The 23,687-nt window shown below is 72.0% G+C and carries 25 protein-coding genes; 18 read left to right on the top strand and 7 right to left on the bottom strand.

Features of this window, described 5'->3' with window-relative positions; all coding sequences use genetic code 11:
• On the bottom strand, nucleotides 1-1,150 hold a 1,150-nt coding region (locus tag G472_RS33720; protein ID WP_281173344.1), incomplete at its 3' end, for a calcium-binding protein.
• A 447-nt stretch (nucleotides 1,151-1,597) separates the two neighbouring features.
• Between G472_RS33720 and G472_RS0116810 the strand changes: the two genes are divergently transcribed.
• Nucleotides 1,598-2,383, top strand: coding sequence for an MlaA family lipoprotein (locus G472_RS0116810; RefSeq protein ID WP_029009339.1), 786 nt, complete (start codon nucleotides 1,598-1,600; stop codon nucleotides 2,381-2,383).
• Here G472_RS0116810 and G472_RS0116805 read toward each other — a convergent pair.
• From G472_RS0116805 to G472_RS0116795, 3 genes are read right to left on the bottom strand one after another with little or no spacing between them, the layout of a single operon-like run.
• Nucleotides 2,305-3,651 carry a sensor histidine kinase gene (locus tag G472_RS0116805; RefSeq protein ID WP_029009338.1) on the bottom strand — a complete coding sequence of 449 codons (1,347 nt, stop codon included), beginning with the start codon at nucleotides 3,649-3,651 and terminating at the stop codon, nucleotides 2,305-2,307. The two genes, G472_RS0116810 and G472_RS0116805, sit on opposite strands and share 79 nt — an antisense overlap.
• Complete coding sequence (locus tag G472_RS0116800; protein ID WP_029009337.1) at nucleotides 3,648-4,307, bottom strand: response regulator transcription factor; 660 nt, start codon at nucleotides 4,305-4,307, stop codon at nucleotides 3,648-3,650. The genes G472_RS0116805 and G472_RS0116800 overlap by 4 nt, the downstream gene beginning before the upstream one ends.
• Nucleotides 4,308-4,311: 4 nt before the next feature.
• Complete coding sequence (locus G472_RS0116795; protein ID WP_035692715.1) at nucleotides 4,312-4,668, bottom strand: PepSY domain-containing protein; 357 nt, start codon at nucleotides 4,666-4,668, stop codon at nucleotides 4,312-4,314.
• A 120-nt stretch (nucleotides 4,669-4,788) separates the two neighbouring features.
• Between G472_RS0116795 and G472_RS38870 the strand changes: the two genes are divergently transcribed.
• The 10 genes from G472_RS38870 (at nucleotide 4,789) to G472_RS0116745 (ending at nucleotide 12,285) form a co-directional block, all read left to right on the top strand.
• Nucleotides 4,789-4,932, top strand: a complete 144-nt coding sequence (locus tag G472_RS38870) for a hypothetical protein (protein WP_156927145.1) — start codon at nucleotides 4,789-4,791, stop codon at nucleotides 4,930-4,932.
• A gap of 23 nt (nucleotides 4,933-4,955) precedes the next feature.
• On the top strand, nucleotides 4,956-5,459 hold the full coding sequence (locus G472_RS0116785; RefSeq protein WP_029009335.1) for a hypothetical protein: 504 nt from the start codon (nucleotides 4,956-4,958) through the stop codon (nucleotides 5,457-5,459).
• Entirely contained in the window at nucleotides 5,456-5,875 is a 420-nt protein-coding gene (locus G472_RS0116780; protein ID WP_029009334.1) for a DUF1924 domain-containing protein, read from the top strand. The genes G472_RS0116785 and G472_RS0116780 overlap by 4 nt, the downstream gene beginning before the upstream one ends.
• A gap of 11 nt (nucleotides 5,876-5,886) precedes the next feature.
• Nucleotides 5,887-6,309, top strand: a complete 423-nt coding sequence (locus tag G472_RS0116775) for a diheme cytochrome c (protein WP_211100205.1) — start codon at nucleotides 5,887-5,889, stop codon at nucleotides 6,307-6,309.
• A gap of 113 nt (nucleotides 6,310-6,422) precedes the next feature.
• A complete protein-coding gene (locus G472_RS0116770) occupies nucleotides 6,423-7,154 on the top strand; it encodes an ArsR/SmtB family transcription factor (RefSeq protein WP_245593514.1) in 732 nt (243 codons plus the stop codon).
• Between the two features lie 85 nt (nucleotides 7,155-7,239).
• A complete protein-coding gene (locus G472_RS0116765) occupies nucleotides 7,240-8,178 on the top strand; it encodes a DMT family transporter (protein WP_029009331.1) in 939 nt (312 codons plus the stop codon).
• Between the two features lie 107 nt (nucleotides 8,179-8,285).
• Nucleotides 8,286-9,404 (top strand): ABC transporter ATP-binding protein, encoded by a 1,119-nt coding sequence (locus G472_RS0116760; RefSeq protein WP_029009330.1) that lies wholly within the window; start codon nucleotides 8,286-8,288, stop codon nucleotides 9,402-9,404.
• 55 nt (nucleotides 9,405-9,459) lie between these two features.
• The gene (locus G472_RS0116755) at nucleotides 9,460-10,614 is read left to right on the top strand and encodes an extracellular solute-binding protein (RefSeq protein WP_035692714.1); all 1,155 of its coding nucleotides are present in this window, start codon (nucleotides 9,460-9,462) and stop codon (nucleotides 10,612-10,614) included.
• Entirely contained in the window at nucleotides 10,592-11,479 is an 888-nt protein-coding gene (locus tag G472_RS0116750; RefSeq protein WP_084536704.1) for an ABC transporter permease, read from the top strand. The genes G472_RS0116755 and G472_RS0116750 overlap by 23 nt, the downstream gene beginning before the upstream one ends.
• A complete protein-coding gene (locus G472_RS0116745) occupies nucleotides 11,476-12,285 on the top strand; it encodes an ABC transporter permease (protein ID WP_051340917.1) in 810 nt (269 codons plus the stop codon). Before G472_RS0116750 ends, G472_RS0116745 begins: the two co-directional genes overlap by 4 nt.
• A 67-nt stretch (nucleotides 12,286-12,352) precedes the next feature.
• Here the strand turns inward: G472_RS0116745 and G472_RS0116740 are convergent, their stop codons facing one another.
• From G472_RS0116740 to G472_RS0116730, 3 genes are all read right to left on the bottom strand, one after another.
• Complete coding sequence (locus G472_RS0116740) at nucleotides 12,353-13,057, bottom strand: glutathione S-transferase N-terminal domain-containing protein (protein ID WP_029009326.1); 705 nt, start codon at nucleotides 13,055-13,057, stop codon at nucleotides 12,353-12,355.
• 93 nt (nucleotides 13,058-13,150) lie between these two features.
• Complete coding sequence (locus G472_RS0116735; RefSeq protein ID WP_029009325.1) at nucleotides 13,151-14,071, bottom strand: DUF389 domain-containing protein; 921 nt, start codon at nucleotides 14,069-14,071, stop codon at nucleotides 13,151-13,153.
• 96 nt (nucleotides 14,072-14,167) lie between these two features.
• Nucleotides 14,168-15,613 (bottom strand): pyridoxal phosphate-dependent decarboxylase family protein, encoded by a 1,446-nt coding sequence (locus tag G472_RS0116730; RefSeq protein WP_029009324.1) that lies wholly within the window; start codon nucleotides 15,611-15,613, stop codon nucleotides 14,168-14,170.
• 133 nt (nucleotides 15,614-15,746) lie between these two features.
• On the opposite strand from G472_RS0116730, the gene G472_RS0116725 reads away from it, so the two are divergent.
• From G472_RS0116725 to G472_RS0116695, 7 genes are all read left to right on the top strand, one after another.
• Nucleotides 15,747-16,235, top strand: coding sequence for an Lrp/AsnC family transcriptional regulator (locus G472_RS0116725; RefSeq protein ID WP_029009323.1), 489 nt, complete (start codon nucleotides 15,747-15,749; stop codon nucleotides 16,233-16,235).
• 85 nt (nucleotides 16,236-16,320) lie between these two features.
• On the top strand, nucleotides 16,321-16,914 hold the full coding sequence (locus G472_RS0116720; RefSeq protein WP_156927144.1) for a PadR family transcriptional regulator: 594 nt from the start codon (nucleotides 16,321-16,323) through the stop codon (nucleotides 16,912-16,914).
• 96 nt (nucleotides 16,915-17,010) lie between these two features.
• A complete protein-coding gene (locus tag G472_RS0116715) occupies nucleotides 17,011-17,748 on the top strand; it encodes an ABC transporter ATP-binding protein (RefSeq protein WP_029009321.1) in 738 nt (245 codons plus the stop codon).
• 7 nt (nucleotides 17,749-17,755) lie between these two features.
• Nucleotides 17,756-20,119 (top strand): ABC transporter permease, encoded by a 2,364-nt coding sequence (locus tag G472_RS0116710; protein WP_029009320.1) that lies wholly within the window; start codon nucleotides 17,756-17,758, stop codon nucleotides 20,117-20,119.
• A gap of 3 nt (nucleotides 20,120-20,122) precedes the next feature.
• Complete coding sequence (locus tag G472_RS0116705; protein ID WP_029009319.1) at nucleotides 20,123-21,346, top strand: efflux RND transporter periplasmic adaptor subunit; 1,224 nt, start codon at nucleotides 20,123-20,125, stop codon at nucleotides 21,344-21,346.
• A 163-nt stretch (nucleotides 21,347-21,509) separates the two neighbouring features.
• Nucleotides 21,510-22,451, top strand: coding sequence for a hydroxymethylglutaryl-CoA lyase (locus tag G472_RS0116700; protein WP_029009318.1), 942 nt, complete (start codon nucleotides 21,510-21,512; stop codon nucleotides 22,449-22,451).
• A gap of 14 nt (nucleotides 22,452-22,465) precedes the next feature.
• Nucleotides 22,466-23,683, top strand: coding sequence for a CaiB/BaiF CoA transferase family protein (locus G472_RS0116695; RefSeq protein ID WP_029009317.1), 1,218 nt, complete (start codon nucleotides 22,466-22,468; stop codon nucleotides 23,681-23,683).
• Nucleotides 23,684-23,687 lie beyond the last annotated feature (4 nt).

The following is a 23,687-nucleotide window of genomic DNA, read 5'->3' as shown; positions in this document are numbered from 1 at the left end:
TGCCGCCGACCAGGGTGTCGAAGCCGTCGCCGCCCACCAGGGTGTCGTTTCCGGCCCCGCCATAGAGGATGTCGTGGCCGCCGAGCCCGCTGATGAGGTCGTGGCCGTCGCCGCCGAGAATGCTGTCGTTGTTTGCGGTACCGGTCACGGTCACGGCATCGCCGGTGGCCACGACGATGGACTCGATGCCGGTCATGCCGACGTTGGTCAGGTTGTAGGAGCCGCCGCTGTCGATGCGCAGCGTGTCGTTGCCGGCACCGCCGTTGTACACCTGAAACGCGCCGCCATAGAGATCGCCGGCCGACGCGAGGACCAGCACGTCGTCGCCATCGCCGCCGAACAGGCTGTCGATGCCGGTGCCTGCGTACAGGATGTCGTTGCCGGCGCCGCCGTAGATCAGATCGTTGCCGCTGCCGCCGAAGATCGTGTCGTTCCCCTCGAGCCCCTCCAGCCGGCCGTCGCCGCCGTAACCGTAGATGAGATCATTGCCGGCACCGCCAAACAGGACGTCAGTCAGTTCGCTGCCCCGGATGGTGTAACCGGCAGCATTCAGCCCGAGTATCCATACTCCCATGATCGACGAGAAGGCCGATCCCACCCGGATCTCCTCGATGCCGGACACGGTGGCCATCGAAAAGTCGAACTGTCCACCCGACAACTCGATGATGTCATGTCCATCGCCGCCGCTGATGGTGTCGTCATTCACCTCCAGCGGAGTCAGGTTGAAGATGTCGTCACCGTCGCCGCCGTGCATCAGGTCGGCGCCGTTGCCCCCCAACAGCGTGTCGTCGCCGGCGCCACCCGAAAGGATGTCGTTGCCGTTGCCGCCGATAAGCAAATCGTTTCCGCTGCCACCGATGATCGTATCGGCGTACCCATGCCCGCCCGTAAGAGTGTAGTTTCCGGTGAAGCCCGTTAGATCAAAAAGAAAAGATACGTCAGGATTGGTGAAAGCAAGTGATTCAGCGGAAAGCAAAGCTAGATTGGGAGGGGTTTGTGAAAAAATCCAAATCCCGCTGTCAAGAAGTATGCTGAAGGAAGTGTTGGTATTCAGGGTGTTTGCCAGCAGCGTGCTGCCCGTTCCGATGCGGACGTCGCCGGACCCATTAACGCCATTAAGGCCCTTGAAATACTGAAACACGCCGGGCATGATCGTAGATCCTCTCTGAATACCTTTGGAAAATCTCGACAAGCGGTCGCATTGCATGGATTGAATGCGACTGGATAGCGGCCGTACTGCACTGCGGACATGGGTTGTCCGTTGATGACGCTCTTGTTTAAAAGAGTGTCATTGATCTTTGACTCATTCGGCTGGTGCATTGACCTAATAAAGGTTTTGGCAGATCCAACCTTTGATCGTCAATGTGGGAAATGTAACAATTATAAACGCATCCATGACGGCGGATGCCTGAACGATCGGTCCCGCTCCCCGGTTGGATCGACCGCAGCCGGGTGATCGCCGCCGGCGGCTCCGGCTTCCCGGGGATGGACCCGGACACCGGCACCGTCCCCGCGTTCATCAGCCGTTCAGCCGTGCCGTCGTAAACGTAAGCGCCGCCGCCGTCGTGGCCGGCCGGCAAGGAAAGGAACGCACGCCATGCCGGGGATCCGCGCGATCGTTGCGGCGGCCATCATGACGGTCGCGATGGTGGCCCCGCTGCCGATCCATGCCGAAGAATCGTGGCTCGACCGGTTCAACGGCGCCATGTTCTCCTTCAACGCCGGTGTTGCCGGGGCCCTGGAGGGCGCCGCCGCGGTCCTGCCGCCCGTCCCGCCCGAGGTCGGGGAGGGCGCCCGGAATGTCGCGCTGACCTGGATCGGCGAGCCGTTGAACGCCGGCGCGTTCCTGGTGGCGGGGCGGACGGATCTCGCGGGCACGGCGCTGAACCGGATGTACGTGAACATCACCCGGGGCTGGCTCGGCGTCGTGGACCGCGCTGCCGGCGAAGGGATGCCGACCCGTTCCGTCGATTACGGCCTGGCCCTGTGCACCCGAGGCGTTCCGGCCGGCCCGTTCATCGTCGTCCCCTTCACCGGTGTCCGGACGGTGCGGGACTTCACGGCGGATTGGGTCGCCGCCCATGTGGTGCTGTACGCCGCCGTGTTCGGGGTCGCCGGTCTGCCGGTGTCGCTGGAGACGCTGGCCGCCGTGGAGGTGGTGGAGGAGGTGATCACCCTGTCCCTGGCCGGGCACCTCGGCGATGTGCCGCCCGATGCGAGGGTCGACCAACTCTCCGTGGCGCAGGAACGGTATCTGGCCGGGCGCGAGCGCCTGTGTTCGGAACTGGCCGGAACGGCGGGCGATCAGTCCGCCGCCGGCAGCCTCACCGTGGCCTTCAGCCCGCCGAGCGCCGAGTCCTCCAGCGCCAGCGTCCCGCCGTAAAGGCCGGCCACGTCGGTCACGACGGCCAGACCGAGGCCGGAGCCCGGCACCGCTTCGTCGAGCCGGACACCGGGGGCCAGCACCGCCGCCCGCTGTCCGGGCGCCAGACCGGGGCCGTCGTCCTCGACCGTCACCACCAGCCCGGCGGCGGGATCGGGCGCCACCGTGACCCGCACCCGCGTGTCGGCCCACTTGCAGGCGTTGTCCAGCAGATTGCCCAGCATCTCCTCCAGGTCCTGCCGTTCGCCCGCGAAGACGAGGCCGGGAGCGCAATCGACCGCAAAGGCGAGGACCCGTCCGGCGTGCAGGCGGGACAATGTGCGCACCAGCCGCTCGATCACCGGGGTCACCTCGGTCCGCACGCCGGGGACGCCATGGGCCGCCGCCGCGCGGGCGCGGGCCATGTGGTGGTCGATGGCGCGCGTCATCCGCTCCAACCGGCGGACGATCCGCTCCCCCCCGCCCGATGCCGGGTCGCGGGCGTCGTTGGCCAGCACGGCCAGGTCGGTCTTCAGCGCGTGCGCGAGATTTCCCGCCTGGACGCGGGCGCGCGCCACCACCTCCTCACCGTGGTCGAGCACGGCGTTGAGGTCTTCGGCCAGCGGCCGCACCTCCTCCGGCACATCACCCGACAGCCGGCGTCGCTGCCCCGCGCGGATGGCGGCCAGTTCGCGCCGCAGCCGGGCCAGCGGCCGCAACCCCACCGCGACCTGCACCAGGACCGCCCCGATCAGGGCGACGCCCAGCACCGCCAGCGATAGGGCCAGCGTGCGGTCGAAGGACGCCCGTGCCGCGGCCGTCTCCGCCTCGTCGCCGGCCACGGCGATGCGCACGGGCTCCGCCGCATCGGGCAGGAACACCATCCGCTCCAGCGCCAGAAGGGACTGCCCGTCCGGTCCGGCGATCCGGTGGCGGTGGATCTCCCCGTCGGCCAGCGCGTCGGGAGGCAGGGCCAGCGTCACGTCCCACAGGGAGCGCGAGCGCAGAACCGGTCGGCCGCCGTCCTCCACCTGCCAGTACAGGCCCGACAGCGGGCGGCGGAAGCGCGGATCGCTCAACGGGCGCGGCAGGGCCGGTGCCCCGTCCGCCCCCGTTTCCAGCGCGGCGGCGAGCTGGTCCAGATGGGTGGTCAGTTCCGCGGCGAAGCGGGTCTGCACGTGCTCGCGGAACAGGTCGGACAGGATGCCGCCGGCCAGCGTCAGGGCCAGCGCGATCCACACCGCCGCCCCGGCCAGCAGCCGGAAGCGGAGCGAACGGGACCATCTCATGGGTCCTCGCAACGGTATCCCTGGCCGCGCACCGTCCGGATGATGTCCGTCCCCAGCTTGCGGCGCAGCCGGCCGACGAACACCTCGATGGTGTTGCTGTCGCGGTCGAAGTCCTGAGCGTAGACGTGTTCGGTCAGTTCGGTGCGCGACACCACCTGCCCCTTGCGGTGCATCAGGTACGACAGGACGCGGAACTCGTACCCCGTCAGTTCCACCTCCCGCCCGGCGACGGTGACGCGGGCCGACCGGGTGTCGAGGACCACCGGACCGCAGGCGATCTCGGCCGAGGCGAACCCCTTGGCCCGGCGGATCAGCGCGCGGACGCGGGCCAGCAACTCCTCCGGGCTGAACGGCTTGGCCAGGTAGTCGTCGGCTCCGGCGTCGATGCCCTCCACCTTGTCGTGCCAGTGGCCGCGGGCCGTCAGGATCAGCACCGGAACGCTCACCCCTTCGCGCCGCCACCCGCGCAGCACCGTCAGCCCGTCCACCCTGGGCAGACCGAGATCGAGGATCACGGCATCGTAGGGCTCGGTGCTGCCGAGAAACCCGCCGTCCTCACCGTCCGCGGCATGGTCGACGGCGTAGCCCTCCCGTTCCAGCCGGCGGACGAGCTGGGCGCTCAGGTCGGGATCGTCCTCCACCACGAGCACGCGCATGGGATCACCTGTCCTTCCGGCGGGCCGGGCGGCCCCGGCTGGCCAGCAGATCACCGGTCCCGGCGTCGTAGATCAGCGTCACGATGTGCCCGCCCGGCACCAGCATCTTCACCTCGTAGACCAGCCGCCGGTCCCGGCCACGGCGGGATCCATGGTCGTCGTCTTCGATCTCCACGTCCAGCACCGTGCCGCCGAAGGCATCGGTGGCGCGGGCGACGATGGCTTCCAGCGGCAGCACCCGGCCGTCGCGCAGGGCCTGCCGGGCGCGGTCGTGGTCGTCGTCACGGCCGTCGTCGGCCCGGCCGGATGCCGGCAGCACGGCGAGGGCGATCGCAAGGGCGGATGGAACAAGGGCAAGCATGCCCAACCATGGGCTTCGCCGTCTGAACGGCGGATGAACGGCCGGCTCAGGCTCCGTTCAGCCGGCGCGGGTCACACTGCCCGTCATCGACCATCATCATTCCCGAAGAGGTATCCGCCCATGCTCCGCACGATGGTGCTGCACACGCTGGCCGCCGCGCTGCTGGTCGCCGCCACCGCCTTCTCCTGGCAGGCGCATGTCCACGGCGAGGGAGGCGCCGCCACCGTGCAATCGCTTGTGGCCGCCCTGGCCGACGATGATTGACGCTCCCCCCGAGGACCCCGACCATGCCCCCGCGCAAGCCGACCCCCGCCGAAACGGCGCTTCTCCTGACCTTCCACGCGCTGCTGTCGGGCGCGTTCATCGTCGCCCACCTGACCGGTGACGAGGACACCTATGGCATGCACGTCTTCTCCGGCTACGCCGTGCTGACCGTTCTGGCGGTGCGGCTTGGCGCCGGGCTGTTCGCCCCGGCCGGAACCCCGCTGGCCCTGCCGCGCCCGCGGGTCCGCCCCCCGGGGGGCTGGCTGGGTCGTGTGCCGGTCGGCGACGCCGCCGCCCGGCGCGAGCGCAGCCCGCTGGTCGCCTGGATGGCCGCGGTGCTGCTGGCCGGCCTGTCCGCCGCGGCGGTCAGCGGGGCGGTCGCGGATGCCGTCGTCTCCCTGGAAAAGCTGCACGAGGCCCTGGCCGAAGCCACGCTGCCCCTGATCATCGGCCACATCGTCGTGGTGCTCGGCCTGCACGGGCTGAAGCACCGGTCCGCACCCCGCCCGAAGGGAGTCATGCCGTGAAGACCGTCATCCCGCTCGCCGCACTGGCCGCCGTGTCCTTTGCCCATCCGGCCCCGGCCGAAGGGCCGCGCGATGCCATTCTCGCCGCCTACGCCGCTGCGGCCGCGGCAGAAAGCCCGTCCTTCGCCGGCTTCTCCGCCGAGCGCGGCCGGGCGCTCTACCTGGGACCGCACACCGGCGGCAAGCCGGAAACGCCGGCCTGCGCCACCTGCCACACCCCGGACCCGCGCGCCCGCGGCCGCCACGTCGGCACGGGCCGCGGCATCGAGCCGATGGCGGTGTCCGCCTCTCCCACCCGATTCACCGATGCCGCGGACGTGGAGAAGCGCTTTTCCCGCGACTGTCCCGCCGTGCTGGGCCGCCCCTGCAGCGCCGCCGAGAAGGGCGATGTCATCACCTGGCTTGCTCAACAATGAGGACCGAACCGATGCTTCCGATCCTTGCCGCACTTGCCCTGACCCTGACGGTTTCCCCCGCCCTGGCCGGCGAGAACGAACGGGTGCCGCCCGTCACCCACGCCGCGACGCTGAAGGAATGCGGCGAATGCCACATGGCCTTCCAGCCGGCCCTGCTGCCGGCCGAGAGCTGGTCGCGCATCATGGACGGCCTGCGGGATCATTTCGGTGACGACGCCGGCTTGCCCGACGACGTCGCCGCCGACATCCGCGCCTATCTCGTCGGTCACGCCGGCCGCGGCGACGGGCGGCTGATGCGCATCACCGAACAGCGCTGGTTCGAGCGTGAACACCGGTTCCGCGACGACGTCCGGAAAAATCCGGACATTCGCTCCAAGGCCAACTGCGAAGCCTGCCACCGCGACGCCGCCCGCGGCCGGTACGAGGACGATTGATACGGCCGCAACATGCTCGGATGCCGCCGGAATGATACGGCCGCGGCCGAAGCATCGCCCCCGTGCGCGCCGCCGCCGCCCGGTGTAGGCTCGGTCCCATGACGACGACCCCCATGACGACCGCCCCCATGACGACCATGGTGTCCGGAACCACGCTGGCGGCGGTGGCCGCGGTGATCGGGGACACCGCGCGGGCGAACATGCTGGTGGCGCTGATGGGCGGGCGCGCCCTGACGGCGGGGGAGCTGGCGTGGCACGCCGGCGTCAGCCCGCAGACGACCAGCGGTCATCTGACCAGGCTGCGCGACGCCGGGCTGATCGCGCAGATCCGCCAGGGCCGCCACCGCTACCACCGGCTGGCCGGGCCGGAAGTGGCGCAGGCGATCGAGGGATTGATGGCGCTGGCGGCCGTCGGGCCGCCGCGGCACCGGCCGGTCGGCCCGCGCGACGCGGCGCTGCGGGCGGCGCGCACCTGCTACGACCATCTGGCCGGGCGGCTGGGCACCGGGCTGGCCGATGCGCTCGCCGCTGCCGGCCATGTGGTCCCCGGCGACGGGGTGGCCCACGTCAGCGATGCCGGCCGGCGGTTCCTCGCCGACGCGCTGGCCATCGACCTGCCGGCCATCGGTTCGCCGGCGGAGAGCGGCCGGCGTCCGCTGTGCCGCACCTGTCTGGACTGGAGCGAGCGGCGGCCCCATCTGGCGGGTCGGCTGGGGGCGGCACTGCTCGACCGCTCCCTGGAGCGGGGCTGGATTCTGCGCTGCCGCGACAGCCGCGCCGTGACCGTCACGGCAGCGGGCGAGAGGGCCTACGCCGAGCTGTTCGGGCTGGCCCCGCAGGGATGATCGGTGCCGGAGCAAGAATCGGGCTGCGCCGCCGCGCCGGCCGGTCTATGCCGGAGAGGTGCGACCATCCGCGACCGGGGCCGTCATGACCGTACCGACCATCCACCGCGCCATGACGCCCCGGGAATGGGCGCTGTTGCTGACGCTCTCGATCCTGTGGGGCGGGTCCTTCTTCTTCGTCGGCGTCGCCGTGCGGGAGCTGCCGCCGCTGACCATCGTCGCGGCGCGGGTGGGACTCGCGGCGGTGGCCCTGCACGCGGCGGTGCGGTTTGTCGGCGCCGGCATGCCGACGGGACGGGCGGCGTGGCTGGCCTTCCTCGCCATGGGGGTGCTCAACAACGTCGTGCCCTTCACCCTGATCACATGGGCGCAGGGGCACATCAGCAGCGGCCTTGCCTCCATTCTCAACGCCACCACCCCGCTGCTCACCGCCCTGGTGGCGCACCGGGCGGTGCGTGACGAACCGATGAGCGCCGGCCGCCTGGCCGGTGTGCTGGTCGGGCTTGCCGGGGTTGCCGCGATGGTGGGCGGTGCGATACCCGGCGGCACCGGCACGCAAACGGCGGCGCAGCTCGCCTGCCTGGCCGCAGCACTCTCCTACGCCGTCGCCGGCGTCTTCGGTCGGCGGTTCCGCGCCATGGGAATCACGCCGTTGCAGACGGCGACCGGCCAGATCACCGCATCGGCGCTGCTGCTGTTGCCGGTGATGCTGCTGGTCGACCAACCCCGGGCGCTGCCGCTGCCGTCGGCGGGTGCGGTGGCGGCGGTGGTCGGCCTGGCGTTGCTGTCCACCGCACTCGCCTACATCCTGTTCTTCCGCATCCTCGCCACGGCCGGTGCCACCAACATCGCGCTTGTCACCTTCCTGATCCCGGTGACCGCGACGCTGCCGGGGATCGCGGTGCTGGGCGAGGTGGCGGAGCCCCGGTACCTTCTCGGCCTGGCGACGATCGGCCTCGGCCTGGCGGCCATCGACGGCCGGCCGTTCCGGGCGCTCCGCCGGCTGCGGCGTCCCGCCGCCTGACCGGCGGCGACCGTAGTTCACGCAAGCGTCACCGATCTCTCATCGCCGCGTCATGGTTCGCATCCTAAGGAAACTCCCGCTGGATCATCGGGGGATACCGCTGCGCCATGGCTTTTCTGTCGATCGACCGTCTGACCGTCGGCTACGGCGCGGCACCGGTGCTGGACGGGGTGTCGCTGAGCGTGGCCCGTGGCGCGTTCGTGGCACTGCTGGGCTCCTCGGGGTGCGGCAAGACCACGCTGCTGCGCGCCGTGTCCGGCTTTGTGCCGGTGCGGCAGGGGCGCATCGTCGTGGACGGGCGCGACGTCACCGCCGTTCCGCCGGAGCGGCGCAACACCGCCATGGTCTTCCAATCCTACGCCCTGTGGCCGCACATGACCACGGCCCGCAACATGGCCTATGGGCTGAAGCTGCGGGGCTGGTCGCGGGACCGCGCCGCGGCGCGGGTGGAGGAGCTGCTGACGCTGCTGAAGCTGGAGGGGCTGGGCGGGCGCAACGTCACCCAGCTTTCCGGCGGGCAGCGGCAGCGGGTGGCGCTGGGCCGGGCGCTGGCCGTCGATCCCGAAATCCTCTTGCTGGACGAGCCGCTGTCCAACCTGGACGCCCGCATCCGGCTGGAACTGCGCCACGAGATCCGCGCGCTGCAGCAGCGCCTGGGCATCACCGCCGTGCACGTCACCCACGACCGGGAGGAGGCCATGGTAATGGCCGACCGCATCGTCGTGCTGGACGCCGGCCGCATCGCCCAGGAAGGAACCCCGGAGGAGGTGTACCATCGCCCGGCCTCCGCCTTCGTCGCCAGCTTCATGGGCGCCGACAACGTGGTCGCCCTGGACGCCGCGCCGGAGATCGCGGCGCCGGGGATCACCGCACCGGGAGCCGGCGTGCTGGACGTCGCCGCAGGTCCCGACCACGACGCGGTGCGCCTGCCGCTGGGTGAGGGCGGGGTGCACCTGCCGGGCGGCCGCGGCGGCCGCATCCACGCCCATTTCCGCAGCGAGGCGGCGCGCCTCGCCGACCCCGGCGCGCCGGCGGACGGCGCCCTGTGCCTGCGCGGCCGCATCGTCCAGGCGTCCTATCCCGGCGGGGTGTGGCGCTACGCCGTCGACGCCGGCGGGCGCCGCTTCCTGGTCGACGACGCCGCCCGCCGCAGCCCCGGCGACGCCGTCGTCATCGCCATCCCGCCGTCGGCCCTGCACGCCTACCCCGCCGCCGGGGCGGCGTGAGGCCGCCCGCCATGCACCGTCATCACCGCCAGCCAGCAGGAAGAGGGAAAGACCGATGAAGCCGAGCCTCCTCACCGCCAGCGTCGCCGCCCTGGCGCTTGCCGCCGGCCTCGCTGCCGCGCCGCTCCGGGCCCAGACCGTGCTGAACGTCGTCACCGCCGGCGACCAGAACATGGTGGACTACATCAACGAGTTCCTGGCCCCGCGCTTCGAGACGCTGGCGCCGGGCGTCACCGTGCGCGCCGCCGGCACCGGGCCGGGCGACGCCGGGTCGCAGAAGATCTACGAGAAGTTGGACGCCCAGGCCAAGGCCGGGGCCGCCACCCGCGACATGGACGTGGCCGTCATCCACCAGAAGATGGCCGGCCAGATGGTGAAGGAAGGGCTGCTGGACGCCTATGTCGCCGACGTGGCGACGGGCGGGCTGGCCACCCGCGACAGCGTGCGCAACGCGCTCGGCGCCGACGTCACCGGCTACGTCCTGCCCATGTTCCACAGCCAGATCGCGCTGGCCTACAACCCCGACCTGGTGACGGCGCCGCCCAAGTCCTTCGCCGACCTGACGCAGTGGGTGAAGGATCACCCGAAAGCGTTCGGCTACAACGGCATCAAGGGCGGCATGTCCGGCGTCGGCTTCGTCACCGCCTGGGCCGCCGCCCACATGGACGACGCCGCGGTGCTGGAGAAGGGCCCCTACGACGCGGCCATGAAGCCGGCCATCGAGAAGGCTCTGTCCGGTCTGAAGGCGTTCAACACCGACGTCACCCTGACGCCCGGCAACGCCGGCACGCTGGACATGCTGAACCGCGGCGAGATCGCCATGGGCCCGGTGTGGGTGGACATGTTCTACACCTGGCAGGCCGACGGCCGCCTGAACCCCAACCTGAAGCTGGCCCTGATCGAGCCGGGGCTGCCCGGCCAGCCCATGTACTACGTCATCCCCGCCGGGGCGGCCGGTGCCGACCTCGCCCGCCGGTTCGTCGAACTGGCGACCGGCGCCGAGGTGCAGGCCGAGGGCATCGTGAAGCGCTTCAACTGGTACCCCGGCATCGACGCGCAGCACGTCCGTGCCAAGCTGGACGACGCCACCTGGAACCGCCTGTTCACCGACGTCTCGCCCGAAGACCTCGCGGCCAAGGGCAAGCCGTTCCCGCTGGCGCCGTACTTCACCGACATCCTGGAAGCCTATGAGCGCACTGTCGCAAACTGAACCGGCCATCGGGGGTGCGGCGCCGCCGCGCCCCCTGCCGCCCGCGCTGTGGGGCGTGCTCCTGGTCCTGCCCGCCCTGGCGATGGTGGCGCTGTTCTTCCTGTACCCGCTGGGGTTCTCGGTGGTCAGTGCCTTCCGGGACGGCGACGGGGCGTGGTCGGTCGCCAACTTCACCAAGGCGTTCGCGTTCTACGGGCGCGACATCCTGTTCACGCTGATGATCGTCGCCCTGTCCGTGGCCATCGTCGCGGTGCTGGCGGTGGCCATTGGCGGCTATCTGACGCTGGGGCGCAACACGACGGCGGTGGCGATCCTGCGCTGGCTCTACCGCTGGCCGCTGTTCATCCCCTTCATCGTGGCGGCGCAGATGATGCGCTCGTTCCTGGCCAAAAACGGGCTGATGAACGCCATGCTGGTCAACGGCGGCGTCATCGAGCCGCTGCAGGCGGTCAGCCTGCTGGACTGGCGCGGCATCGTGGTGACCTTCGTGTGGAAGCAGACGCCCTTCGTGGCGCTGATGGTGGCCGGGGCCATGGCCTCGCTGGACCGCTCCGGCATCGAGGCGGCGCGCGATCTGGGCGCCGGGCGGCTGCGCATCCTTGCCGACATCATCGTGCCGCAGGTCCGCCCCACCCTGGTGGTCGGGCTGATCCTCAGCTTCGTCACCATGCTGTCGGTGCTGTCGGTGCCGATGATGATCAATCCCAACAACCCCACCATGATCACCGTGGACATGGCCTACCGCATCAACGCCCATGGCGACTACGGCGTCGCCAACGCCCTTGGCGTGGTCTCGTACCTGATGGCCGGGCTGGTGGCCTGGATCTATCTCAGCCACGGCGTGCGCCGCGGGGCGGGATCGTGAGGGCGGACGCGCTGGCCTGGATACCCCGCGGCATCGTGCTGGGGCTGCTGGCGTTCGCGGTGTTCGGCCCGATCTCGAACCTGCTGCTGTGGGCGTTCGCCGAGAAATGGTACTTCCCGCACGCCCTGCCGCTGGAGTACGGCTTCGCCTTCTGGGAGCGGGTGTTCCGCCCACGCTCCAACGCCATGGAATCGCTGTTCACCAGCGTGATCATCGCGCTGTCGACGGTGGCCGTGTGCCTGGCCGTGTCGGTGCCGGCGGGCTATGCGCTGGCGCGCCTGCGGCTGCCGCTGCGCAGCCCGGTGCTGCTGATGTTCCTGCTGCCCCAGGCGTTCCCCGGCGTCGCCGTCTACATCAACGTGGCGCGCATCTTCTACACGCTGGGGCTGAACGGCACGGTGGCCGGGGTGGTGCTGGTGCACGCGGTGCACGGGCTGGTCTTCTCCGTGTGGATCACCACCGCCGCCTTCGCCGCCGTCGACCGCTCGCTGGAAGAGGCGGCGCGCAACCTCGGCGCCTCCCCCTTGCGGACCTTCTTCGAGGTGACGCTGCCCATGGCGGCGCCGGGGGTGATGGCCGGCGCCGTGTTCGTCTTCCTGGAATCGCTGGACGAGTTCACCGGCACCTATTTCGTCGGCGTGCCCGACGTCACCACCCTGCCGCTGCTGATGTTCAACGCGAGCATGGGCGGCAACTACCAGATCGCCGCCATCACCGCGCTGATCCTGCTGGTGCCCTCGGTCGGCTTCATGCTGGTGATCGAGCGGTTCCTGAAGGCCGACGTGCTGGCGCGGATCGGGCATTAGATCGGATCGCGTCCCATCGGAACCGATGGGATGCGATCCGATCGCCGATCAAAAGGTCGGTGCGGCGCTAGTCCCGCGGCGGGATCGTCAGGCCGCGCTGCACGGCGGGGCGGGCCAGGCCGCGCTCCAGCCAGGCGGCCACCCGGGTGAAGTCGCCGTAGCCGACGAGGTCGCCCGCTTCGTAGAAGCCGATCAGGTTGCGCACCCACCCCAGCAGGGCGATGTCGGCGATGGTGTAGGCGTCGCCCATGATCCAGTCGCGGCCCTCCAGCCGCCCGTCCAGCACGCCCAGCAGGCGCCGGGATTCGGCGCGGTAGCGCTCCAGCGGCCGCTTGTCCGCGATCTCCCGCCCGGCGAACTTGTGGAAATAGCCGAGCTGGCCGAACATCGGCCCGACGCCGGCCATCTGGAAATAGACCCACTGGATCGTCTCGTAGCGCGCCGCCGGGTCGGCGGGCAGGAACCGGCCGGTCTTCTCCGCCAGGTACTGGAGGATCGCCCCGGACTCGAACAGGGCCAGCGGCCGCCCGCCCGGCCCGTCGGGGTCCAGGATGGCCGGGATCTTGCCGTTGGGGTTGAGGGACAGGAACTCCGGCGTCCACGTCTCGTCACGGCCGATGTTGACGCCGTGCGCCTCGTAGGGCAGGCCGGTCTCCTCCAGCATGATCGAGACCTTCACCCCGTTGGGCGTCGGCCAGGAGTAGAGCTGCAGGCGCTCGGGATGGCGGGCCGGCCAGCGGGCGGTGACGGGGAAGGCGGACAGGTCGGTCATCGACGGCTCCTCGGGGGAACGGGTGCGGGGGCGGAAGATGCCATTTAGTCGCATGTGCACATAGGTTTCCAGGCCGACGGTCTCCGGCGCCCCTCAATCCTCCACCCGGCGCCGGTGCGCGGACCGGCGCTTCAGGGCGAGGGTGATGCCGCCCGCCCCCGCGACGCATGCGGCGTCGGCAGCCCAGCGCAGCAGGCCCCGGGCAGCGATGCCGGGCTCGCCCAGCACCAGCCCCATGCCGGCGATGGTGATGCCGGGGACGAGGGCCAACGCCACCATGACGCCGGCGGCGAAGACGGTGCGCCGCGACGCGAGGATGGCCACCCCGGCGACGCTGGCGATCACGGCCACGATCACGCCGGGGGCGCCGACCTGCGTCCAGTACCCGACGAGGGGGAGGTCCGACAGGCCGCCGTCGGGCACGCGGCCCAGCGCCTTCAGCAGGAGTGCGGCGGCCGCGGCGCCCGCAGCGAGGACGGCGTAGCCGGCGATCATGGAGCGCAGCCCGCTGACCGGGCCGGTGCCGGGCCCGCCGGTCAGCGCGCCGAAGGCGATGCGCAGGATCGGCTCGAACCCCGGAGCGAGCAGCATGGCCCCGACGACGATGTGGACCGTGCCTTCCACGATGCCGATGGCTGCGGTCGCACCGGCGGCGGCCATCAGAACGAGAAAATTGGGGCCGACGTTGGTGTCCCGGCGCAGTTGCGCCGCGATCTCCTCCCATGCCGCCTCGTTGCTTTCCCGGTCGATCGCCTCCCGGTCGGCGGGCGCGATGAGGGCGGTGGGCTCGCTCAGCGTCACCGATCCGTGGCACAGCACCCCGGCCTCGCCGAGGCGGGCGAGCACGGCCCGGGCCGCGTCGTTGCTCACCTGCACCGTCACGATGTCGCCGGGCGGGGAGAGCGAAGCGCCCGGCAGCACCGATATCCCGGCGATGCCGTTCACCCCCTTCAGCCCGTCCAGCAAGTCCGCACGCTGCTCCCCCGTCATGACCGCCCGGATGACGCGCGACATGGGTTCCCCCGCCTGTGGTCCCGCGGGCGGCGCGTGCCCGCACCGTCGTCAACGCCTGTGCGGCGGGAACGGCTCACACGGTTGGGGCGGTCGCCGTCAGGCCGGAGGGGCCGGCGACCGGATGCGCTCGATCGCCGCGATCAGCGCCTCGATGTCCGCGATCTCCGTGGCCGGGTTCATCAGCGCGAGGCGCAGCCAGCGCCGGTTGCGGAATTCGGTGGAGGAGACGTAGTGGCGCCCCTCCTCCGTCAGGATGCGGCGCACCCGGAGCTGGAGCGCGTCGTCGCCGTCGACGCGGAAGCAGACGATGTTGCTCTGCGGCTCCACCGCCACCGTGAACCCCGACTGCGCCCGCAGCCGCTCGGCCGCCGCCGCCGCCAGGGCGGTCTGCCGCTCGACGTGGGCAGCGACGCCCCGCTCGCCCTCGGCCGCCAGGGAGAAGAACAGCCGCAGGCCCAGCGCCGCCTTGGTGCACTCCACCGTGCGGTGGATGAAATCCATGCCGGGCTCGTCCTTGTCGTGGAACAGGTAGCTGGCCTCCTCCCGGAACGCGCCGTCGAGGTCGCGGTGGTCGCGCACCAGGACGGCGGCGCACAGGGCCGGCGTGCGCAGCATCTTGTGGGCGTCCCACACCAGGGAATCCGCCAGGTCCACCCCGTCGAGCAGCGTCCGGTGCCGCGGCGACACCAGCGCCGAGGCACCGTGGGCACCGTCCACGTGCAACCAGACCCCCAGGTCCCGGCACACGCCGGCCACCGCGCGCAGCGGGTCGTAGAGCCCGACGGCGGTGGAGCAGGCGTTGGCGACGACGGCCATGACCTGCGCGCCCTCGCGCCGCAGCCCGGTGATGAAGGTGGCGAGCCGGCCGGGGTCGAGCCGCCCGTCGGGGTCGGTCGGCGCCTCCCGGACCGCCCCGCAGCCCAGCCCGAGGATGCCGGCGGCGCGGCTGATGGAGTAATGGCAGCCCGCCGGCGCCACGATCACCAGGTTGCCGGGGGTTCCCTCCTCCCACGCCCGCGGCGCCATGCGGGCGCGGGCCGCCGCCAGGGCCGTGAGGTTGGCGAGCGACCCGCCGTGGGTCAGCACGCCGCCGCCATGGGGGCCGCCGTGGGCGCCGCCCCCGTCACCGGCGCCGGTGCCCGGCAGCGGTTCCGGCCGCCAGCCGACCTTTCCCAGCATCCAGGACAGCACGGCGTGTTCGATGGTCGCCGCCGACGGCCCCATCTCGTAGATGGCCATGGGGTTGTTGGTGAAGGCGTCCACCAGGGCGGCCACGGCGCCCAGCGGGTGCGGCACCGCCACCTGATGGGCCATGCAGGCGGGGTGGTGCAGGCGGGTGGCGGAGTCCAGATAGGCGGCGAGGAACGCCCGCAGGGCGTCGCCGGTGAGGCCGCCCGCGGCGATCAGGCGGCCGGGGTCCAGCCGCCGGTGCAAGTCCGCCATGGGCGTCTGGCGGATGACCGGGGCGTGGCGGTCCAGCGCCTCCCCGGCGAAGGCTTCCAACGCATCCACCGCGATCGCGGCGTCCGTCCGCAGGCTCATGGCGTCCTCCCGTCGTATCCCCCAAGGGGACGGAGGATGCACCCGCGGGGGGTGGCGTGTCCTTGCGACTTTTCACCGAACCTGCCAGGCAATTGGAGGAATCCACCGAAGCAAGCCCCCGATGGAGTGAAAGATGCTCAAAACCCCGGACGCCTTCGACCGCCGCATCCTGGAGGAGCTGCAACGCGACGGCCGCCTGCCCAACACCGACCTGGCGGAGCGCATCGGCCTGTCGGCGACGCCGTGCCTGCGGCGGGTGCGGGCGCTGGAACAGGCGGGGGTGATCGCCGGCTACCGCGCCGACCTCGCCCGCGCCCGCATCGGGCTGGGGCTGACCGTCATGGTCGGCGTCAAGGTGGACGGCCACCGCGACGACAACGCCACCGCCATCCAGGAAGCGTTCGCGCGCATGCCCGAGGTCATCTCCTGCCACCTCGTGTCGGGCGAGGCGGACTTCCTGCTGGAGGTCGTGGTTCCCGACCTGCAGGGGTACGAGCGGTTCCTGCTGGGCACGCTGCTGAAGCTGCCGATGGTCAGGGACGTGCGCAGCAGCTTCGTCATCCGCACCGTCAAGGACCGTGCCCCCCTGCCGCTGGAGCACCTGCGGCCGGACGGAGCGTGACGCCGGTCCGCTCGCCTCCGAAAGCTCTTGAAGTCGATCGTATTTTGACATATCTAAGATATATCGTAATAACGGAGACCGGGTCATGAATCCCTTTCCCGATCGTTTGGGCGAACACGGCTGCGGCAAGCGGCACATGCACGGGGGCGGGCCGCACCGCCACGGGCGCCGTGGCTTCGGCCACGGCCACGAGGGTGGCGAAGGCCGCGGCGGGCGCCGGCGCGTCTTCGATTCCGGAGAGCTGCGCCTGCTGCTGCTGAAGCTGATCGCCGACCAGCCGCGCCACGGCTACGACATCATCCGTGCCGTGGAGGAGCTGTCGGGCGGTGCCTACGCGCCGAGCCCCGGCGTCGTCTATCCCACCCTGAGCCTGCTGGAGGAGCAGGGCCTGATCACCCCGGCCGATCCCGAAGGCGGGCGCAAGGCGTTCACCGTCACCGCCGCCGGCACCGCCGAACTGGCGACCGAACAGGATGCGGTCGCCGCGGTGGTCAGCCGCCTGGGCGGGCTGGCGGAGCGGCGCGGGCGCACGGACGGCGCGCCGGTCCGCCGCGCCATGGAGAACCTGCGCAACGCGCTGACCCTGCGTCTGGGCCGCGAGGACGTGGACGCCGCGACCCTGCACGCCGCCGTCGACATCCTGGACGAGGCGGCCCGGCGCATCGAACGCCTGGCGTAAGCGCGAACGCGCGGCTGCTGCCCCGACAGGCCCGGTAGGCACGCCGGCCCCGCTGCCGTAGACTGCCGGCCGATCGGCGAGCGGTGGAGGACGAGCATGGCGGACCCGCCCGCGACAGCCCCGGACCGGCACGCCTGCGTGCTGTCGGTGCGCGGGCTGACCAAGGTGTACGGCACCGGCCCCCTGGCGGTTCAGGCCCTGCGCGGCGTCGACCTGGACCTCGGCGCGGGGGAGCTGGTGGTGCTGCTGGGCCCCTCGGGCAGCGGCAAATCGACGCTGCTGAACATCCTCGGCGGGCTCGACCGGCCGAGCGCCGGCGAGGTGCGGTTCCGCGACGCCGCCCTCACCGCCTTCGACGACCGGGGGCTCACCCGCTACCGGCGCGACCACGTGGGATTCGTCTTCCAGTTCTACAACCTCGTCCCCAGCCTGACGGCGCGGGAGAACGTGTCGCTGGTCACCGAGATCGCGGCCGATCCCATGACGCCGGAGGAGGCGCTGCACATGGTCGGGCTGGACGCCCGGCTGGACCATTTCCCCGCCCAGTTGTCCGGCGGCGAGCAGCAGCGCGTGGCCATCGCCCGCGCCATCGCCAAGCGGCCCGACCTGCTGCTGTGCGACGAGCCCACCGGGGCGCTGGACAGCCGCACCGGCGTGCTGGTGCTGGAGGCGATCGAGCGGGTCAACCGCGACCTCGGCACGCTGTCGGTGGTCATCACCCACAACGCGGTGATCGCCGGCATGGCCGACCGGGTCGTCACCTTCGGCGACGGGCTGGTGCAGAGCGTGCGCGCCAACCCGGTCCGCCGGCCCCCGGCCGAGCTGTCGTGGTAGGGCGGCCGTGCGCGCGCTGACCCGCAAGCTGCTGCGCGACGTCCGGCGCATCCGCGGCCAGGCGCTGGCCATCGCCGTGGTGATTGCCTGCGGCGTGGCGACCGTGGTGCTGTCGTTCGGGGCACTGCGCTCGCTGGAGGAGACGCGCATCGCCTATTACGAGCGCTACCGCTTCGCCGACGTGTTCGCCACCCTGACGCGGGCGCCGGAGCCGGTGGCCGACCGGGTGCGCGCACTGCCCGGCGTCGCCCGCGCCGAGACCCGCATCGTCCGCTCCGCCACCCTGGCCATGCCCGGCGTGGCGGAGCCGGTGTCGGCCCGCCTGGTCTCCCTGCCGGAGCGGGGGGAGCCGCTGCTGAACGCGCCGGCGGTGCGCGCCGGCCGGCTGCCCGACCCGCTGCACCCCGACGAGGCGCTGGTCGGCGAGGCGTTCGCCGAGGCGCACGGGCTGTCCCCGGGCGACACGGTGGAGGCGACGGTCAACGGGCGGCGGCGCACCCTGCGGGTGGTCGGCATCGCCCTGTCGCCGGAGTACGTCTATTCCCTGGGTCCCGGCCAGCTCATGCCCGACAACCGGCGGTTCGGGGTGTTCTGGATGGGCCGCCGGGCGCTGGCGGCGGCGTTCGACCTGGAGGGCGCGTTCAACGACCTGTCCGTCGCCCTGATGCGCGGCGTACCGGAGGCCGACGTGATCGCCCGGATCGACTCCCTGCTGGCGCCGTACGGCGGCATCGGCGCGTACGGGCGCCGGGACCAGATGTCCGACGCCTTCCTGACCGGCGAGCTGGACCAGCTCCGCATGACCGGCACCATGATCCCGCCGGTCTTCCTGGCGGTGGCGGCGTTCCTGCTGCACATGGTGGTGTCGCGCCTGATCGACACGGAGCGCGAGCAGATCGGCCTTCTCAAGGCGTTCGGCTACGGCGACATGGCGATTGGCCTGCATTACCTGAAGCTGGTGCTGGCGCTGACCCTGCCGGGGGTGGCGCTGGGCTGGGCGCTGGGAAGCTGGCTGGGGTACGGGCTGACGCACCTGTACGCCGAATTCTACCGCTTTCCCGTGCTGCTGTACCGGCCGGACCCGACGGTGTACGCGTCGTCGGCCCTGGTGGCCGTCGCCGCCACCGTGGCCGGGACGCTGCTGGCGGTCCGCCGGGCGGTGGCGCTGGCCCCCGCGGTGGCCATGGCGCCGGCGGCGCCGGTGCTCTACCGCCGCGGCGGCGTCCTCGGCGCGGCGCTGGGGCGGGTGGTGGACGGGCCGTCGCGCATGGTGGTGCGCCACATCGTGCGCCGGCCGCTGCGCGCCGCCATGACGACGCTGGGCATCGCGGCGTCGGTGGCACTGCTGATCGGTTCCACCTTCGGCCTCGACGCCGTGGAGCTGATGGTGGAAACCCAGTACTACCGGGCCAACCGGCAGGACGCCACCCTGGTCTTCACCGACGTGCGCCACGACGGCGTGCTGCACGAGGTGGCCCGCCTGCCCGGCGTGCGCAGTGCCGAGGGATTCCGCAGCGTCGCCGTGCGCCTGCGCGCCGGCCATTACGTGCGGCGCGCCGAGATCCGTGGTTTGGACGGCGACGCCGCGCTGAGCCGGGTGCTGGACACCGAACTGCGGCCGGTGACGCTGCCGCCGGCCGGGCTGGTGCTGTCGTCCAAGCTGGCGGCGCTGCTGCGGGTGGGGGCCGGCGACACGGTCACCGTGGAGGTGCTGGAGGGCCGCCGCCGCACCGTCACGGCACCGGTCACCCTGGTGGTGGAGGAGTTCATCGGCGCCGGCGCCGCCATGGACCGGGCGGCGCTGAACCGCCTGCTGGGAGAGGGCGGGGTGGTGTCGGGGGCGCACCTGATGCTCGACCCGCTGCACGCGGGCGACCTGTTCCGCCGGCTGAACGAGATGCCGGGGGTGGCCGGCATCACCCTGCGCGCTGCCGCGGTGGGCGGCTTTCGCGACACCATCGCCGAATCCATGGGCATGATGCTGACCCTCTACATGCTGTTCGGCGGGGCGATCGCCTTCGGCGTCCTCTACAACAGCGCCCGCATAACCCTGTCGGAGCGCGGGCGGGAGCTGGCCAGCCTGCGCGTCCTGGGTTTCACCCGCGGCGAGGTCGCCTACATCCTGCTGGGCGAACTGGCCGTGCTGACGGCGGCGGCGCTGCCGCTGGGCTGCCTGCTCGGCTACGGTCTGGCCGCGGGGTTCGCCGCGGGGCTCGACACCGAGCTGTTCCGCGTGCCACTGGAGGTGGAGGATCGGACCTACGGGCGCGCCGTCCTGGTCGTCCTCGCCGCTGCCGTGACGGCGGGCGCGGCGGTCGGCCGGCGCGTCGTGCGCCTGGATCTGATCGCCGTGCTGAAGACGAGGGAGTAGCCCATGCGAGCCGGTGTCCGCCGTGCGCTGGCGATCCTGGCCGTCGTCCTGCCGGTGGCGGCGGGGCTCGTCTATCTGTTCCGCCCGCAGCCGGTGCCGGTGGACCTGGTGACGGCGGCGCACGGCCCCATGGAGGTCACCGTCGACGACCAGGGGTGGACGCGGGTGCGCGACCTCTACGTGGTGTCGGCTCCGGTGGACGGCCGCATCCGCCGCGTCGACGTGCGCGCCGGCGACGCCGTCACCGGCGGTGCCGGCGTGGTCGCCACCATCGAACCCGCCGACCCGTCCTTCCTCGACGTCCGTTCGCGCGTCCGGGCGGAGGCGGAGGTGGCGGCGGCCGAGGCGGCGCTGGCGCTGGCCGACGCCGAGGTGGCCCGGGCGCAGGCCGAACTGGGCTTCGCCCGCGCCGAGCTGGACCGTGCCGCGGAACTGGCGCGCACGCGCACCGCATCGCCGCGCGCCCTCGACCTCGCCACCCTGGACGTCGCGACGCGCGAGGCGGCGCTGGCCACCGCCGAGGCGGAGCGGCGGGTGCGCCACCACCAGCTCACCACCGCCCGGGCGGCGCTGATCGACCCCGCCGCCGCGGCCGCCCGCGCCGCCGCCGGCGAGGCGGTCTGCTGCCTGCCTGTCACCGCCCCGGTCGACGGGCAGGTGCTGCGGGTGCTGACCGAGAGCGAGGGCGTCGTCACCGCCGGCACGCCCATCGTCGAGATCGGCGACACCGGCGACCTGGAGGTGGTGGTGCCGCTGCTGTCCACCGACGCGGTGCGGGTGGCGCCGGGGGCGCCCGTGCGCATCGTCCGCTGGGGCGGCGAGGAGGAACTGGCCGGCCGGGTGCGCCGCGTCGAGCCCTACGGCTTCACCAAGGTGTCGGCCCTGGGCGTCGAGGAGCAGCGGGTCAACGTCATCATCGACCTGACCGACCCGCCGGGGCGCCGGGCATCGCTGGGCCACGGCTTCCGGGTGGAGGTGCGCATCGTCGTGCGGGCCAGCGACGACGCGCTGATGCTGCCCGCCGGCGCCCTGTTCCGCGACGGCGACCGCTGGGCCGTCTTCGCCGCCACCGGAGGGCGGGCGGAGCTGCGGCATGTGACGGTCGGGCTGGTCAACGAGCGCGCGGCGGAGATCCGCGACGGGCTGGAGGCCGGGACCCCCGTCGTCCTGCACCCGGGTGACCGCGTGGCCGACGGCGTCCCCCTGGTGGCCCGGACCGGCGGGTAGACGGTGGTCGCCGGAATCATACAAGTATATTCATTCCGCGAGAAATCGCGGAAAAAGTGCCGGAATGTGCGGGATTGACGCGGTGCGGTGCAGATGGCATCGTTCATTTACACCATTAAGTTCATGAGATGAGGGCGGTGGACGCCGGCCGGGGGAGTTCGCGTTGGTTTCCGACACCGTCGAGATTTGCGAGGTGGGGCCGCGGGATGGCCTGCAGAGCGTGAAGGATTTCGTGCCGACCGCCGTCAAGACGGCGTGGATTTCCGCCGAGGCGGCGGCCGGCGTGCGGGAGATCGAGGTGTGCTCCTTCGTGCCGGAGCGGGTGGTGCCGCAGTTCGCCGATGCGGCGGCCGTGGTCGCCCTGGCCCGCACCATCCCCGGCCTGACCGTGGCGGCGCTGGTGCCCAACCTGCGCGGGGCGCGGGACGCCGTGGCCGCGGGCGTGCACAAGCTGACCTTCACCCTGTCGGTCAGCCGCAGCCACAGCCTGGCCAACGTCCGCCGCACGCCGGACGAGCAACTGGCCGAGTTCGTCCGCATCGTCGCCTTCCTCGCGTCGCTGGAGCCGGAGCGGCGGCCGCAGCTGTCCGCCGGCCTGTCGACGGTGTTCGGCTGCGTCTACGAGGGGGCGGTGGACGAGCGGGAGGTGTGCCGGCTGGCGGCGGCGCTGGCCGAAGCCGGGGCCGACGACGTCAGCCTGGCCGACACCACCGGCCACGCCGACCCCGCGCAGATCCGCCGCGTCGTGACGGCGGTGCGCGCCGGGATCGGGGAGCGGCTGACGGCGCTGCACCTGCACGACACCCGCGGCCTGGGCCTGGCCAACGCGCTGGCCGGGCTGGAGGCCGGTATCCGCTCCTTCGACGCGGCGCTGGGCGGCCTCGGCGGCTGCCCCTTCGCCCCGGGGGCGCTCGGCAACATCGTCACCGAGGATCTCGTCTACATGCTGGAATCCATGGGTCTGCGGACCGGAATCGACATCGGCCGCCTGCTCGACGCCCGCCGCGCCCTTGAGGCCGCACTGCCCGGCGAGCGTTTCGTCGGCCACATCCACCGCGCCGGATTGCCCAAGGGATTCCGCGGCGCACCGCCTGCCACCGCGTGAACGGAACGACCGCCATGACCGCCGAAACGCAGGCTCCGCTCGCCGGAATCCGGGTGATCGAACTGGACCACATGGTCATGGGGCCGTCCTGCGGCCTCGTGCTGGCCGACCTGGGCGCCGACGTCATCAAGGTCGAGCCGCTGCCCGGCGGCGACAAGACGCGGACCCTGACCGGGTCGGGCGCCGGCTTCTTCGCCACCTACAACCGCAACAAGCGCTCCGTCGCCGTCGACCTCACCCGGCCGGAGGGGACGGCGCTGGTGCACCGCCTCGTCGGCGGCGCCGACGTGCTGGTGGAGAACCTGCGTCCGGGCTCCATGGAGCGCATGGGCCTGGGCTACGACACCCTGTCCGCCGCCAACCCCGGCCTCGTCTACTGCTCGCTCAAGGGCTTCCTGCCCGGCCCCTACGAGAACCGCACGGCGCTGGACGAGGTGGTGCAGATGATGGGCGGCCTCGCCTACATGACCGGCCCGCGCGGGCGGCCGCTGCGCGCCGGCGCGTCGGTGAACGACGTCATGGGCGGGCTGTTCGCGGCCCTGGCCGTGCTGGCGGCCCTGCGGGCGCGCGACCGCGACGGCCGCGGCCGGCTGGTGCGCGCCGGCCTGTTCGAGAACAACGTGTTCCTGATGGGCCAGCACATGGCGCAGTACGCCGTGACCGGCGTCCCCGCCGCCCCCATGCCGGAACGGCTGGCGGCCTGGGCGGTGTACGACGTCTTCACCACCGCCGACGGCGAGCACCTGTTCCTGGGCCTTGTGAGCGACGGTCAGTGGGCCGCCTTCTGCCGCCATTTCGGCCTGGAGGCGCTGCTGGACGATCCGACGCTGGCCACCAACCCGCTGCGGGTGGCGGCGCGCGACCGCATCCTGCCGGCGGTGGCGGCGGTGTGCCGGGAGCACGGTCGCGACGCGCTGGCGCAGACCTTCGAAGCGCTGGGGCTGCCCTTCGCCCCCATCGTGCGGCCCGACCAGCTCTACGACGATCCCCATCTGGACCGGTCCGGCGGCCTGCTGGACGTCGGGCTGCCGTCGGGCGCGCGCACGCGCCTGCCGGCCCTGCCCGTCGAGTTCGACGGCCGGCGGCCGGGCGTCTACCGCGACGTTCCCCGCGCCGGCCAGCACACGCGGGAGGTGCTGGCCGACCTCGGCCTCGATGACGCGGAGATCGATGGGCTGAGCGCGGAGGGCATCGTCGGAATCACCCCGGCCCCCGCACCCACGTCCGTGTGAACGT

Origin of the sequence: Azospirillum halopraeferens DSM 3675 (genome assembly GCF_000429625.1) — a bacterium.
Classification (GTDB): Bacteria; Pseudomonadota; Alphaproteobacteria; order Azospirillales; family Azospirillaceae; genus Azospirillum; species Azospirillum halopraeferens.
This window is presented reverse-complemented; position numbering and strand designations above follow the sequence as displayed.

Excerpts from the sequence above, each read along its gene's own strand:
- G472_RS0116750 (WP_084536704.1), top strand. The coding sequence starts at position 10,592 with ATGAGCGCACTGTCGCAAACTGAACCGGCCATCGGGGGTGCGGCGCCG.
- G472_RS0116695 (WP_029009317.1), top strand. The coding sequence starts at position 22,466 with ATGACCGCCGAAACGCAGGCTCCGCTCGCCGGAATCCGGGTGATCGAA.
- G472_RS0116735 (WP_029009325.1), bottom strand. The coding sequence starts at position 14,071 with ATGTCGCGCGTCATCCGGGCGGTCATGACGGGGGAGCAGCGTGCGGAC.
- G472_RS0116725 (WP_029009323.1), top strand. The coding sequence starts at position 15,747 with ATGCTCAAAACCCCGGACGCCTTCGACCGCCGCATCCTGGAGGAGCTG.
- G472_RS38870 (WP_156927145.1), top strand. The coding sequence starts at position 4,789 with ATGCTCCGCACGATGGTGCTGCACACGCTGGCCGCCGCGCTGCTGGTC.
- G472_RS0116720 (WP_156927144.1), top strand. The coding sequence starts at position 16,321 with ATGAATCCCTTTCCCGATCGTTTGGGCGAACACGGCTGCGGCAAGCGG.
- G472_RS0116755 (WP_035692714.1), top strand. The coding sequence starts at position 9,460 with ATGAAGCCGAGCCTCCTCACCGCCAGCGTCGCCGCCCTGGCGCTTGCC.
- G472_RS0116800 (WP_029009337.1), bottom strand. The coding sequence starts at position 4,307 with ATGCGCGTGCTCGTGGTGGAGGACGATCCCGACCTGAGCGCCCAGCTC.
- G472_RS0116805 (WP_029009338.1), bottom strand. The coding sequence starts at position 3,651 with ATGAGATGGTCCCGTTCGCTCCGCTTCCGGCTGCTGGCCGGGGCGGCG.
- G472_RS0116705 (WP_029009319.1), top strand. The coding sequence starts at position 20,123 with ATGCGAGCCGGTGTCCGCCGTGCGCTGGCGATCCTGGCCGTCGTCCTG.
- G472_RS0116775 (WP_211100205.1), top strand. The coding sequence starts at position 5,887 with ATGCTTCCGATCCTTGCCGCACTTGCCCTGACCCTGACGGTTTCCCCC.
- G472_RS0116760 (WP_029009330.1), top strand. The coding sequence starts at position 8,286 with ATGGCTTTTCTGTCGATCGACCGTCTGACCGTCGGCTACGGCGCGGCA.
- G472_RS0116795 (WP_035692715.1), bottom strand. The coding sequence starts at position 4,668 with ATGCTTGCCCTTGTTCCATCCGCCCTTGCGATCGCCCTCGCCGTGCTG.
- G472_RS0116740 (WP_029009326.1), bottom strand. The coding sequence starts at position 13,057 with ATGACCGACCTGTCCGCCTTCCCCGTCACCGCCCGCTGGCCGGCCCGC.
- G472_RS0116785 (WP_029009335.1), top strand. The coding sequence starts at position 4,956 with ATGCCCCCGCGCAAGCCGACCCCCGCCGAAACGGCGCTTCTCCTGACC.
- G472_RS0116770 (WP_245593514.1), top strand. The coding sequence starts at position 6,423 with ATGACGACCGCCCCCATGACGACCATGGTGTCCGGAACCACGCTGGCG.
- G472_RS0116810 (WP_029009339.1), top strand. The coding sequence starts at position 1,598 with ATGCCGGGGATCCGCGCGATCGTTGCGGCGGCCATCATGACGGTCGCG.
- G472_RS0116765 (WP_029009331.1), top strand. The coding sequence starts at position 7,240 with ATGACCGTACCGACCATCCACCGCGCCATGACGCCCCGGGAATGGGCG.
- G472_RS0116715 (WP_029009321.1), top strand. The coding sequence starts at position 17,011 with ATGGCGGACCCGCCCGCGACAGCCCCGGACCGGCACGCCTGCGTGCTG.
- G472_RS0116730 (WP_029009324.1), bottom strand. The coding sequence starts at position 15,613 with ATGAGCCTGCGGACGGACGCCGCGATCGCGGTGGATGCGTTGGAAGCC.